The 13549-nt window shown below is 40.9% G+C and carries 14 protein-coding genes; 11 read left to right on the forward strand and 3 right to left on the reverse strand.

Going from position 1 to position 13549, the window contains the following annotated elements; genetic code table 11:
* The first annotated feature begins 217 nt into the window (after positions 1-217).
* The gene (locus tag HNQ80_RS18235; RefSeq protein ID WP_184312116.1) at positions 218-472 is read left to right on the forward strand and encodes a hypothetical protein; all 255 of its coding nucleotides are present in this window, start codon (positions 218-220) and stop codon (positions 470-472) included.
* A gap of 128 nt (positions 473-600) precedes the next feature.
* Complete coding sequence (locus HNQ80_RS18240; protein WP_184312117.1) at positions 601-750, forward strand: hypothetical protein; 150 nt, start codon at positions 601-603, stop codon at positions 748-750.
* 399 nt (positions 751-1149) lie between these two features.
* Here HNQ80_RS18240 and HNQ80_RS18245 read toward each other — a convergent pair whose 3' ends face one another.
* The 3 genes from HNQ80_RS18245 to HNQ80_RS18255 all read right to left on the reverse strand — a co-directional run bounded on the left by HNQ80_RS18245 (position 1150) and on the right by HNQ80_RS18255 (position 3793).
* Complete coding sequence (locus HNQ80_RS18245) at positions 1150-2064, reverse strand: pseudouridine-5'-phosphate glycosidase (protein WP_184312118.1); 915 nt, start codon at positions 2062-2064, stop codon at positions 1150-1152.
* A complete protein-coding gene (locus HNQ80_RS18250; RefSeq protein WP_184312119.1) occupies positions 2064-3152 on the reverse strand; it encodes a PfkB family carbohydrate kinase in 1089 nt (362 codons plus the stop codon). Before HNQ80_RS18250 ends, HNQ80_RS18245 begins: the two co-directional genes overlap by 1 nt.
* Before the next feature lie 128 nt (positions 3153-3280).
* Positions 3281-3793: a ferritin gene (locus HNQ80_RS18255; protein ID WP_184312120.1), complete on the reverse strand. Its 513-nt coding sequence runs from the start codon at positions 3791-3793 to the stop codon at positions 3281-3283.
* A gap of 270 nt (positions 3794-4063) precedes the next feature.
* On the opposite strand from HNQ80_RS18255, the gene HNQ80_RS18260 reads away from it, so the two are divergent.
* The 9 genes from HNQ80_RS18260 (at position 4064) to HNQ80_RS18300 (ending at position 13545) form a co-directional block, all read left to right on the forward strand.
* Positions 4064-5332, forward strand: coding sequence for a sensor histidine kinase (locus HNQ80_RS18260; RefSeq protein WP_184312121.1), 1269 nt, complete (start codon positions 4064-4066; stop codon positions 5330-5332).
* Positions 5307-6347 carry a response regulator gene (locus HNQ80_RS18265; RefSeq protein ID WP_184312122.1) on the forward strand — a complete coding sequence of 347 codons (1041 nt, stop codon included), beginning with the start codon at positions 5307-5309 and terminating at the stop codon, positions 6345-6347. The genes HNQ80_RS18260 and HNQ80_RS18265 overlap by 26 nt, the downstream gene beginning before the upstream one ends.
* Before the next feature lie 877 nt (positions 6348-7224).
* Complete coding sequence (pduA, locus tag HNQ80_RS18270) at positions 7225-7497, forward strand: propanediol utilization microcompartment protein PduA (RefSeq protein WP_069981016.1); 273 nt, start codon at positions 7225-7227, stop codon at positions 7495-7497.
* Positions 7498-7529: 32 nt separating this feature from the next.
* Positions 7530-8321, forward strand: coding sequence for a propanediol utilization microcompartment protein PduB (pduB, locus tag HNQ80_RS18275; RefSeq protein ID WP_184312123.1), 792 nt, complete (start codon positions 7530-7532; stop codon positions 8319-8321).
* Between the two features lie 32 nt (positions 8322-8353).
* Positions 8354-10015: a propanediol/glycerol family dehydratase large subunit gene (locus HNQ80_RS18280; RefSeq protein ID WP_184312124.1), complete on the forward strand. Its 1662-nt coding sequence runs from the start codon at positions 8354-8356 to the stop codon at positions 10013-10015.
* Between the two features lie 28 nt (positions 10016-10043).
* On the forward strand, positions 10044-10703 hold the full coding sequence (locus tag HNQ80_RS18285; RefSeq protein ID WP_184312125.1) for a propanediol/glycerol family dehydratase medium subunit: 660 nt from the start codon (positions 10044-10046) through the stop codon (positions 10701-10703).
* Positions 10704-10717: 14 nt separating this feature from the next.
* Positions 10718-11227 (forward strand): diol dehydratase small subunit, encoded by a 510-nt coding sequence (locus HNQ80_RS18290; protein ID WP_184312126.1) that lies wholly within the window; start codon positions 10718-10720, stop codon positions 11225-11227.
* 30 nt (positions 11228-11257) lie between these two features.
* On the forward strand, positions 11258-13087 hold the full coding sequence (locus HNQ80_RS18295; RefSeq protein ID WP_184312127.1) for a diol dehydratase reactivase subunit alpha: 1830 nt from the start codon (positions 11258-11260) through the stop codon (positions 13085-13087).
* On the forward strand, positions 13084-13545 hold the full coding sequence (locus HNQ80_RS18300; RefSeq protein ID WP_184312128.1) for a glycerol dehydratase reactivase beta/small subunit family protein: 462 nt from the start codon (positions 13084-13086) through the stop codon (positions 13543-13545). The genes HNQ80_RS18295 and HNQ80_RS18300 overlap by 4 nt, the downstream gene beginning before the upstream one ends.
* The last annotated feature ends 4 nt before the right edge of the window (positions 13546-13549 follow it).

Consider the following 13549-nt stretch of genomic DNA (forward strand, 5'->3'; position numbering starts at 1 on the left):
AACACATCAAAATTTGAATTATTCTTCAAATTTTGATGTGTCTTATTTTGTACAATTGATTTAGCTGAAAAACTATCTATTTTTCAGCGGCCTCGATATTTCTGGGGTTTTTCTATATCTTGCAATAATTGGAAGGCACTTAAACTTGTGATAGAATGATAGTATCAAAAAAGTGGGAAATACATAGATAGAATAAGGAATGAAGGATGGGGTCGAAATGTGGGAGGAGATTATAGAAAGTGGAATGCCAAGGGCATATATAGAAGCATACCTTAACAGTCTAGGCGGAAGCAATGATGAAAAAGGCTTATATCAAGGCAATGATTGGGAGATTCAAATCTATGAGGAAGCGGATCGATGCTTTGGAAAGCTTTGTCTGCCTGCGAACCGGGTGCATTTCAGGGGAGAAAAGTCTAAGTGTATGGAAATGGTAGAAAGGTTTCGGCTAAATTTCTTGTCGGCAGGTGGATGATGAGTCAAGGTATGGAAAGGAGAAAAAAGTGGGAAAGAGAAAAGTCATCATAGGTTTGCTATTATTACTGATGGCATAGGTTTTGTTGGAAGTTTTATCTTATGGTGAATTATAGGATGTCCATCTTTATGGCATTTTCCATCAATATAAATATCCAAATAGCTCCTTTCTGGATTGTATTCATCATCGCAGGATTGGCAGCAGAACTTCTATTTATCGGGTTGATCCGACATGCTGGCAAGGTCCTGGGAAGCCCTATCGAGCCAATTCAGGATTGAAAGATTGAAAATATGGATACTTCATTGTATTGTGTCAGATATGTAGAAAATTGCGACATAACAATAACGGTTGGACAGGGTCGTCCAACCCTATAAAACCACAAAAAATCATGTTTTTGTAGGAAACGATGCCCCCATCGTTCCGAAAAAGATAGGGATTCAAAACCACGGAACGGCGAGGGCGCCGATCCCTACGAGATACTGAATACATTGGTAGGGGCGATTCATGAATCGCCCTTTGACCTTCGCTACGCTCAGTATGACATGATCTAGGGATTGACACATATACGACAAATACAGGCGAACAATGTTCGCTAACCTTATCTTACGTGATTCATCATGTTGCATCTTTTATTTATTACGAATCAAGGTTGCTAATACTACATCCAATCTGTGAATCTATAATTTTGCCAATTCTACTGCCAATTGGGCACCTACCTTGGCGTTGTTGGATACCAATTGTATATTGGACTCCAAGCTCTTGCCCCCAGTCAAGGCCTTTATTTTAGAAAGGAGGAAGGGGGTTGTTTCTTTTCCTTTAATTCCTGTCTCCTGTGCTTCCTTTAATGCATCTGCAATGGCATGGTGAATTGTATCATAGTCCATCTCAAAGGCTTCTGGAATGGGGTTTCCAATGACCATACCACCTTTTAAATTGAGATCCCACTTGGCTTTTAATGCCTTGGCCAATTCTTCGGGGGAATCAACGCGATAATCAGTTTGAAAGCCGCTTCTTCTCGTATAAAAAGCAGGAAATTCTTCTGTCTGATAGCCTATAACAGGAACTCCATGAGTTTCTAAATATTCTAGCGTTAATCCAATATCAAGAATAGACTTGGCTCCTGCACAAACGACAGCTACATTGGTGTTGGCTAGTTCTGTTAAATCAGCAGAAATATCGAAGGTTTCCTGAGCATCGCGATGCACGCCGCCAATGCCGCCGGTAACAAATACTTTGATGCCAGCTAAGGCTGCAATGATCATAGTAGAAGCCACGGTGGTAGCACCATTTAACTGCTTTGCCACAACAAAAGGCAGATCCCTTCGGCTAACTTTCAGAATATCCTTGCCTTTACCCATATATTCTAACTCTTCATCGGTTAGACCTACCTTTAGCTTGCCATGCAGTATGCCGATGGTAGCAGGTATTGCTCCATGCTCGCGGACAATTTCTTCAACTCTTCTGGCAGTTTCAATGTTTTGGGGATAGGGCATACCATGGGAGATGATGGTGGACTCTAAGGCAACCACTGCTTTGCCAGCAGCAAGAGCCTCTTGCACTTCGGGATGTATTTCTAAATATTGTTGATACATTATTTCAACTCCTTCATTATATTTTGAACGCTGTGAACAGACATCATAGGATGGATGGTATTTTCATGGGATATAGCTAAAGTAGAGGCAGCCATGGCAAAACGAACACTTTGCTCCAATGAGTATTCTTGTAAGAAGCTAAATACCAAGCCTGCCATAAAGGCGTCTCCGGCACCCGTGGCATTGACTACGGCTGCCTCTGGCGCTGCTAAGAAACGGATATGCTGATGATTTCCGTAGCAGATGCCCTCCTTACCCATACTGATAAACACTTGTTGAACACCTTTATTCAGAAAATAGTAGCATGCTTTTTCTGCATCCAATTTTGAATCAATGGAGATCCCCGATAATGCCTCTGCTTCATACCTATTTGGCTTAATGGTATGAAAAGCACCGATGATTTCTTTGACTTTGATTGCCTTACTGGTAGACACTGTATCTAAGAAGAATAAACGATCTTTAAACTGGGTAGTTACAAATTCGATGGAAGGTTGGGGTATATTGGTATCAAGGACAATCAACTGAGCATTATTGAGGATCGGCCCATGACTTTTTAAATAATCAACAGAAAAATTATCGAAGATATCCATATGGGATACGGCTACGGCCATATCTCCATCGTGATCCAGAATAGAAAGATACGTAGAAGTAGATGTGTTTTGCAGCATAAGACAATAGTCCATATCTATTCCAGATCCTCTCGATTCTTCCAGTAGTTTTTTTCCGTAAACATCGTCACCTATAGCAGAAAAAAGTTTTGTTTGGATATCAAGCTTTACTAGATTTTCTGCAATATTCCTTCCCACGCCCCCAAGGGAAATGCGAACATAGCCTGGATTCGAATCTTTGAGTATCAAAGGTTTTGGAACAAAGCCTTGGATATCAATATTTGCTCCTCCAATTACAGCCACATAGTCTGCTTCTTTCAATATATAGCCTTTACCAGCAATAAAGCCCTTCTTTACTAGATTTGTAATATGAACAGCGGCAGAGGAACGGGTAATTCCTAAGGTATCCGCCAGATCTTGCTGAGAGATCATGGGATTTCTTCGGATCAAGTCTAATATTTCTTTTTCTCTTTCGGTCAAGGAATTCACCAACTTTTGCTTATAATATAAACATATGCTTATTTATAGTATAACCTATTCTATAGGATTTAGGAAGAAAAATTTAAAAAATCCCATGATTTTTCATGGGATTTTTAGATTCTTTTCGACTATTCTGCTGCCACTGGGGGTGTAAAGACTCTCTGGGCCAATTCAGCATCCAGCATATATAGGGCATTGGCATTGTCACCAATTCTTTGAAGTTTTTTAACTAAGCCATTAAACATGGATTCTTCCTCTACTTGCTCATCAATAAACCATTTTAGAAAACTGATAGTGGCGTGCTCTCTTTCCTCCATGGCCAGATCCATAAGGGTATAGATTCTTTTGGTTACAAATTGTTCGTGCTCATAGGCATGCTCAAATGCATCTAGTACAGAAGAAAAATCACTCTTTGGTTCATCTAAAGCTGAAATCTTTGCTCTGCCGTTCCTTTCGATAATATAATCAAAAAACTTCATCGCATGGAATTTTTCTTCTTCCGCCTGCACTCTAAAGAAATTAGCAAAGCCCATTAAATCTTCATCGGCACAATAGGAAGCCATAGATAGGTAAAGATTTGAAGAAAAGAGTTCATGCTTGACTTGTACATTTAATTCATTCATTAGTTTTTCACTGATCATATGTAATCCTCCTTCTTTCTCTTATGTATTTCATACCACAAATTATTGCCATAAAACAAAAAACCAATTCCTTCAGAAGAATAGTTTAACACAAACGACATCTTTTGTTAATCAGAATCGACAAAAATAAATATCTCAATAATCGGAAAATTCCAATGAATTTTAAATTTATTGATGAGAGATTGTTTTTTATCAAGAATATTTGTGGTACAATGCTAATAAGTATAGAATGTGGACAAAGATTCAAAAGATCTCTTAGGGGGTGTGATAATGGAGATAGTGCATCTAAGGGATATCATTGACGTAGAGATTTTGCAGGAAATTCAAGATCGGTTTTCCGAAGCTACGGGGATTGCAGCAGTAACAGTGGATTTTCGGGGTAAGCCTATCACCAAGTACAGTAAGTTCTCTCGATTTTGCAGCCTCATACGTGAAAATGGTAGATGCAGAGATGCATGTTATCAGTCTGATGCCCATGGTGGGTTAGAAGCGGCAAGACGAGAAGAACCGTATATTTATCGTTGTCATACTGGATTGGTTGACTTTGCGATTCCTATCACTGTGAATGGGCAATACATGGGATCCATTATGGCTGGACAAGCTAAGATAGAAGAAAGCGAATTAAATCGACTGGATCAGATTGTAAAGGAAGTGCCTGGCTGGAAGGATAAGGAAGAAATCAAGGCGGCCTATGATGAGATTCCAGTAATTTCCTATGATAAAATTGTGGGCGCTGCTCGGATGATGTTCTTAGTATCCAATTATATGGTAGAAAAAGACATGATGAACTTAATGCAAGAAGAGCTCAATGCGAAAAATTTGAAGCTCATGGAGCAGGTTAAGGCTCGAGCTGAATTAGAAAGAGCATTAAAAGATACAGAAATAAAAGCTTTACAATCTCAAATCAATCCCCACTTCTTGTTCAATGTGCTCAATACAGTAGGCAGATTGGCTCTGATCGAGAAAGCGCCTAAGACTCAGGAAATCGTTTACGCCTTGGCTGAATTGTTGCGGTATATATTAAAGAATATCAACCAAATGGTAAAATTAGAGGATGAGATCGCCCACATTGAAAGATATTTAAAAATACAGTCTGTACGATTTGGAGATCGTATTCAGTTCATGTTAGATATTCCAGAGTCTATTCGAAATATTTGTGTACCTTCTATGATTTTACAGACCCTCGTCGAAAATGCCATCAATCATGGATTAGAACCTAAGGAAGAACCAGGGACCATTAAGATTATTGGGTATACCTTGGAAGATGACGCAGTGATTGAGATCATTGATGACGGTGTAGGTATGTCAAAGGATCGATTGCATATGATTCAGGATGAGTATCTCGATATGGGTGCTATCAGCGATTCTACAGGCATTGGCATCAACAATGTAAACAAGCGATTAATCTATCACTATGGGCCAGAATATAAGATAAAAATCAAAAGCAAGCCCAATGTGGGTACTACAGTAAAGGTAAGAATTCCGATGAAAATAAATGCTAGGAGAGTTGCCCATGTGCAAAGTGCTATTGGTCGATGACGAATACTTAGAACGAGAGGCACTGAAGATTATACTCCATGAAGAGCTGGAGGGAATGATGATTGTAGGGGAAGCATCTACTGGTAGAAAAGCCGTAGAACTGTGTGAGACTCATAATCCAGATATGATTTTTATGGATATTCGGATGCCTGGAATGGATGGATTAGAAGCCACAGAAATTATTAAAAGTCGAGACAAAGAGAAAGTAATTATTATTTTGACAGCCTATGACGATTTTCGTTATGCCCAGAAGGCAATAAAATCGGGTGCTGATGATTATATATTGAAACCTGCGCGGCCTGCTGATATTGTTGAAGCCGTGAAAAAACACAAAAAATTAAAAGAGAGTTATAGAGAAGCTCGGGAATTAAAAATTGATGAATTGATACATCAGATTCATATAGAGGATTATAAGTGTGCCAAAGAAAAATTAAAGACAGTTGTCCATCAGTTGATCCGTTTGTATGGGGAACAACAAGAGCAGCTCAAGGAAAATGCCCAGATGATTGTAAAAAAAATGCTGGAGACCTGTGAAGAAAAAGATTTAAAACCTATGCAGCACTGGAGCAAAGGAAGTAGTCCTCTGGAAGGAATCACCCTATTTACGGTAAAAGAAAGACTATTTAAGGTCTTGGATCATATATTTGAGGAAATCGTTCACGGGAAAGCTGTGGAGGACAACAAGGAGATTTATGCCATTTTGAATTATATCGAAAAAAATATCCATCGCCCCATTACCTTGGAGGAAGCCGCAGAATATGTACATTTGAGCTCCTTTTATCTCAGTAAGCTCTTTAAAAAGGAACTCAACGTGAATTTTATCCAATATGTGACGGAGAGAAGGATGGAACGGGCCAAAGAACTATTGGAGAACACAGATCTGCCGATTTTGAATATTGCATTAGAATTGTCATATCATGAACCCAATTATTTCAGCAAGGTTTTTAAAAAAGTCGTAGGGATGACACCTACGGAATACAGAGAGTCGAAAGGGAAAGAAAAAAGTCAATCATAAAATCGACAAAAAAACACCCAAAGGATACGGAATATCCTTTGGGTGTTTTTTTGTCGAAAAGTTGAGGCTGTAGGGGCGAACAGTGTTCGCCCAGCAGACCCAAGAGATCACTCTGTCTGTCATCCTGAACGATCGTGAAGGATCTATTATGAGGCCTTAAGATACTTGGCAGCGCTCAACATGAGGTAATCTAGGTGTTGCCACAAATGGGGGAATATTAGGCGATCACTGATCGCCCCTACGGGTTTTTTATATCTAGCAGGAAATTATGTGGCTAGGAGTTCTGTGGATGAATTGAATTAGAATATCGAAGCTGTTTAAGCAACGGAAATTACGAGAGTTCGTCTCGAGTAATTTTGTTGGCGCCACGAAGTTTTAAGCAACGGAAATTACGAGAGTTCGTCTCGAGTAATTTTGTTGGCGCCACGAAGTTTTAAGCAACGGAAATTACGAGAGTTCGCCTCGAGTAATTTCGTTGGCGCCACGAAGTTTTAAGCAACGGAAATTTCAAGAGCCTTGCTCGAAGGAATTTCGTTGGCGACATGAGGAGATGCGGTAGCAGCATCCGAATTTTTTTCTCTTAGCGCTGATTTGCACAAAAAAGTATCCAAAGATAGCAAGAAAGTATCATTTCCAGCAATAAGACAAAATGTTGTGGTCCTATGGTAAAAAGATGCCTGTATCGTGTATACACGCACACAAATCATTATCCCTTGAGGACAAATACGTATCAAGGCTATTGGCACTAAATATCGAAATTTATAAATACACATATAGCAAGTCGCTATAGACGAGCCTGAAGGGCAAACGTTTTGCGATAGACATATGTTATAAAGCCCTAGGGCTTAAATAAAAAAACAAAAAGGAGGCATTTCAAATGACCAAGGAAGCATTAGGCATGGTAGAAACAAAAGGATTGGTAGGCGCCATTGAAGCAGCAGATGCTATGGTGAAGGCAGCCAATGTTGCATTAGTTGGCTATGAAAAAATCGGATCAGGTCTTGTAACCGTTATGGTAAGAGGAGATGTTGGCGCAGTAAAAGCTGCAACAGATGCAGGTGCTGCAGCTGCAGAAAAAGTAGGCGAAGTTGTTTCCGTTCATGTAATCCCAAGACCACATACAGACGTAGAGAAAATACTACCAAGATAGTAGAAATGTAAATTTAATGGAGGTGTAAGAAAATGAAAGACCAATTAATTGAAAAGATTATGGAAGAAGTAATGAAAAAAGTTGATCAACCAAAGGCAGAGGCAAAGGCTGAAGAATGCAAACCACAACAAAAATTCTGCGGACTAACTGAATTTGTAGGGACAGCCATTGGAGATACTATTGGTTTGGTTATTGCTAATGTAGACAGCCAAGTCCATGAAGCCATGGGCCTTGATAAGAAATATCGTTCTATCGGTATCCTAGGTGCTCGTACAGGAGCAGGTCCTCATATCTTTGCAGCAGATGAAGCTGTAAAAGCAACGAATACAGAAATTATCAAAATAGAATTACCAAGAGATACAAAGGGCGGCGCAGGACATGGTTCCTTGATTATCTTCGGGGCTGAGGATGTATCCGATGCAAAGAGAGCTGTAGAGGTAGCGTTAAAAGAATTAGACAGAACTTTTGGAGATGTTTATGCGAACGATGCAGGTCACTTGGAGTTCCAATATACAGCGAGAGCTAGTTATGCATGCAATAAGGCATTCAATGCACCAATAGGAAAAGCATTCGGTATCATCGTAGGTGCTCCTGCTGCCATCGGTGTTTTAATCGCAGATACAGCTGTAAAGGCTGCCAACGTAGATGTTATTGGTTATGCTTCCCCAGCAGGCGGAACAAGCTTCTCCAACGAGGTAATTCTATTCATCAGTGGAGATTCAGGAGCTGTAAGACAGGCAATCATCGCTGCAAGAGAAGTAGGCGTGAAGCTTCTTGGAACGATGGGCGAAGAACCAAAGCCAGTAACAGTTCCTTATATATAAAAAGTCAGTAGCATATAAAGGAGGGAAAACGGATGAAATCAAAACGCTTTCAAGTTTTAGCAGAGCGTCCTGTAAATAAAGACGGTTTCGTAAAAGAGTGGTCAGAAGTAGGTCTAATTGCCATGAACAGCCCTAAGGACCCAAAACCAAGCATCAAGATCGTAAACGGAAAAGTAACAGAGCTTGACGGTAAAAGAAGAGAAGATTTTGATATGCTTGACAGCTTTATCGCAGACCATGCCATCAATTTAAGTAGAGCTGAAGAGGCAATGGCAATCAACTCCCTTGAGTTTGCAAGAAGACTTGTGGACATCAACATTCCTAGAGGGGAAATCGTAAAATATACAACAGCGATGACACCTGCAAAAATTGTAGAGGTTGTAGGACACTTGACTGTTTTAGAAATGATGATGGCAGTGAATAAGATGAGAACAAGAAGAGTTCCATCCAATCAATGTCATGTTACAAACTTAAAGGATCATCCTGTTCAAATCGCCGCTGATGCTGCAGAAGCAGCAGTAAGAGGATTTGATGAGCAGGAGACAACTGTAGGGGTTGCTCGATATGCTCCTTTCAATGCCTTAGCATTAATGGTAGGTGCGCAGGTTGGTAGACCTGGTATCTTAACACAGTGCGCAGTAGAAGAAGCAACTGAGTTAATTCTTGGTATGAGAGGACTTACTGCCTATGCAGAAACCGTTTCTGTATATGGTACAGAACAAGTATTTATCGATGGTGATGATACACCATGGTCAAAATCCTTCCTAGCTTCTGCCTATGCATCTAGAGGATTGAAGATGAGATTTACATCCGGAACAGGTTCTGAGGTACAAATGGGTTACGCAGAAGGCAAATCCATGTTATATCTAGAAGCTCGTTGCCTATATGTAACAAAAGGTGCTGGTTCTCAAGGTACACAAAACGGTTCTGTAAGCTGCGTAGGGGTACCTGCAGGGGTTCCTGGTGGAATCAGAGCCATCTTGGCTGAGAACTTAATCGCCATGATGTTGGATCTTGAGTGTGCATCCAGTAACGATCAAACATTTACCCACTCTGATCTTAGAAGGGTAGCAAGATCCTTGATGCAAATGGTACCTGGAACAGACTTCATCTGCTCTGGCTATAGCGCAACACCAAACTATGATAATATGTTTGCTGGTTCCAACTGGGATGCAGACGATTATGACGATTGGAACGTTATCCAAAGAGACTTGAGAATCGATGCAGGATTAAAGCCAGTAACAGAGGATGTTGTCGTAAAAGTAAGAAATAAGGCTGCAAAAGCAATCCAGGCTTTATTCGAAGAACTTGGACTTCCTGCAATTACCGATGCCGAGGTTGAAGCAGCTACCTATGCCCATGGAAGTAAGGATATGCCAAACAGAAATGTAGTGGAAGATTTAAAAGCGGCTGAAGAAATGATGGCAAGAGGCGTAACAGGTCTTGATGTAGTTAAAGCCCTTTATAAGAGAGGATTTGAAGATGTGGCCAATAGCGTATTCTCTTTGTTAAAGCAAAGAGTTGCTGGGGACTACCTTCATACTTCTGCTATTTTAGATAAAGACTTCAAGGTAATCAGCTCTGTAAACGATCCTAACGACTATCGTGGTCCACAAACAGGATACGTCATCAGCGAAGAAAGATGGGAAGAAATCAGAAACATTCCTAACGCTGTGAATCCAGAAGACTTTTAGAGACTAATAAGGAAAGGGGTGCAACGAAATGAATTTAAATGAACAATTAATCCGTAGTGTAATAGAAGAAGTATTGAAGGATTTCAATTTAGATACAGCTGCAAAAGGAAGTGCTGCTGTTTACGTTCCAAGCAATGTGGATGGACTTACCCTTGTAGAGAAAGGTGAGGCAAAAAAAGGCACAAAGAGTGATGAAGTTGTAATTGGTCTTGCGCCAGCATTCGGTGTTCATCAAACAAAGACAATCATCGATATTCCTCACTATAAGGTTCTTAGAGAAATCATTGCTGGGATCGAGGAAGAGGGCTTAAAAGCAAGGGTTGTCAGAATTAAAAGAACATCTGACGTGGCATTTGTTTCCCATGATGCGGCGAAATTAAGCGGTTCTGGCATTGGTATTGGGGTGCAGTCCAAAGGAACGACAGTCATCCACCAGAAGGATCTATTCCCATTAGGAAACTTAGAGTTATTCTCTCAAGCGCCATTGATCGATGAGGAAACTTACCGAGCGATTGGTAAAAATGCAGCCAAATATGCAAAAGGTGAGAGCCCAACACCAGTACCTGTAAAAAATGATCAGATGGCAAGACCAAGATATCAAGCAAAAGCAGCTTTATTGCATATTAAAGAAACAGAACACGTTCAACTCGGAGCAAAGCCTGTTGAGTTGGATGCTCAGTTTAAATAATGGAGGTGAAGTTCATGAATCAACAGCAATTAATTGAGCAAATGGTGAGAGAAATCATGGCTTCTATGGGTACAGTAGATAAAGCAAGCGAAGTAAAGAGCGCTTGTGCAAACGCTGTTTCGAAGTCAGATTACCCATTAGGAGAAAAAAGGCCTGAATTATTAAAAACACCAACAGGAAAGTCCCTGAATGAAATTACTTTGGATAAGGTAATCGATGGAAAGGTAACTGCTGCAGATGTAAGGATTTCTCCAGAAACCCTTGAACTTCAAGCCCAGGTTGCTGAGTCTGTAGGTAGAGATTCTTTCGCAAGAAATCTTAGAAGAGCAGCAGAGTTGATTGCCGTTCCTGATGAAAGAATTCTTGAAATTTATAATGCATTAAGACCTTATCGTTCATCAAAAGCGGAGCTTCTTGATATTGCAGCAGAATTAGAAAACAAATACAGTGCAAGAATCAATGCCGCTTTCGTTAGGGAAGCAGCAGAGGTTTATGCCATCAGAAATAGATTGAGACAAGAGTAGAATCTTGGATAAAATCCAGGAGGTAAAAATATGAAGCTAATTGCAGGCGTAGACATTGGAAATGCCACCACTGAAGTAGCCATCGCTCAGGTATCTCCGGAAAAAGGTGTGAGCTTCCAGGCCAGTGGTACAGTATTTACAACGGGTATCAAAGGAACACGACAAAACATCCATGGTGTCTTTGCCGCTTTAAAACAAGCTTTAGACAAAATCAACCTTAAGATTGAAGATTTGGATCTGGTGAGAATTAATGAAGCTGCTCCTGTGATCGGGGATGTGGCCATGGAAACCATTACGGAGACGATTATCACAGAGTCTACCATGATTGGTCACAACCCCTCCACACCAGGAGGAATCGGTTTAGGCATTGGAACAACTGTTGATATAAGCAATCTTGAGAATACAAATCTAAAAGAACCCGTTATTGTTCTGATTGGAAAAAGCGTGGATTTTGCTGATGCAGCAGAACGAATCAATCGGGCTGTTGAAAAGGGAGTCCAAGTGCAAGGAGCTATTGCTCAAAGAGACGATGGTGTATTGATTCATAATCGGCTCAAGCAAGTGATACCTATTATTGATGAAGTATCTCTGTTAGAAAAAGTACCGATTGGTATGAAGGCAGCGATTGAAGTCGCGCCACCTGGTGGTGTGGTGGAAGTCCTTTCCAATCCCTACGGTATCGCAACGGTTTTCGCGCTAAATGGAGAGGAAACGAAGCTGATTGTACCCATAGCGAGAGCCCTTATTGGCAATCGTTCCGCTGTAGTCATCAAGACACCTAAAGGAGATGTACAAGAGCGTAGAATACCAGCAGGTCAAATACACATTTTGGGTGAAAAACGAAAAGGTGTTGTAGATGTGGATGACGGGGCTTCTAAAATCATGGAAGTGTTGAGATCATCCGCTCCCGTTGAAGATATCAAAGGAGAACCTGGAACCAATGCAGGCGGCATGCTGGAACGGGTAAGGCAAGTCATGTCCGAGCTCACAAAGCAGCATCCAAATGACATTAAGATTCAGGATCTTTTGGCAGTAGATACCTTTGTACCTCAAAAAGTCAAAGGCGGATTGGCAGAAGAGTTTTCTATGGAAAATGCTGTGGGCATTGCAGCCATGGTAAAAGCCGACAAGCTGCAGATGCAGATGATTGCCGATGAATTGAGAAAAGAAATCTCCGTAGATGTTGAAGTCGGCGGTGTAGAAGCAGACATGGCAATACGGGGTGCCCTGACGACACCAGGAACCAATGTACCTTTGGCCATATTGGACATGGGAGCGGGCTCCACAGATGCGTCCATCATCAATAGAAATGGTGAAATCACTTCCGTCCATCTGGCAGGGGCAGGAAACATGGTAACCCTGCTGATTAATTCAGAATTAGGACTGGATGACCTAGCATTGGCAGAGGATATTAAAAAATATCCCCTTGCAAAAGTAGAAAGTCTATTTCATATACGTCACGAGGACGGTACAGTAGAATTTTTCGACAAACCGCTGAATGCCAATGTTTTCGCTAGAGTTGTAATTCTAAAAGAAGGAAATATGCTGCCCATTCCAGGCCAGCAATCTATCGAGAAAATTAAATATGTTCGTAGAGGGGCCAAGGAAAAAGTATTTGTAACCAATGCACTAAGGGCCTTGAGTATGGTTTGTCCCACCGGGAATATTCGTGATATCGAGTTTGTGGTGTTGGTAGGAGGATCTGCATTGGACTTTGAAGTGCCTCAGCTTGTGACCGATGCACTATCACAATTCGGCGTTGTGGCTGGCAGAGGAAATATCAGGGGAACGGAAGGACCACGAAATGCTGTGGCTACAGGTCTGATATTAGCACTAAAAGAAGGGAGAGGAATTCAGTGAAAATAAACTATGGAAATCAACAACCGGCAATCCATATTTATTATAGTTCACTGGGAATAACCCCCTCCCTTTTCAGTCAAATGCTCTTTGGTATGGAAGAAGAAAGTGTTCCTTATTTGGTACAGAGCCAAGATGAGAAGTCAGCCTTGAAATTAGGTTACCTAGCTGCGGAGGATTCCAGTCTTGGGGTTGGCGTTGGTATTGGTGAAGACGGCACAGTGATTCTTCACTATAAAAAGTTGAAGGAAGATGAACCCTTATTTCAAATCCATCTTCAAAGAGATATGCAGAAACTTAGACAGCTGGGAGCCAATGGGGCTCGACTGGTAAAGGGTATCCCCTTTAAGGATCTGGAAGAGCAGGAAAGTGAAAGGGATACGCAGGAAGAATCCGTGACCAGAGAGGATATGGCCCTTTTGGTAGCAAAGGTACTAAGTAAAATGAAGGAAATTGTATAGATAG

This window comes from Anaerosolibacter carboniphilus, assembly GCF_014205875.1.
GTDB lineage: Bacteria > Bacillota > Clostridia > Peptostreptococcales > Thermotaleaceae > Anaerosolibacter > Anaerosolibacter carboniphilus.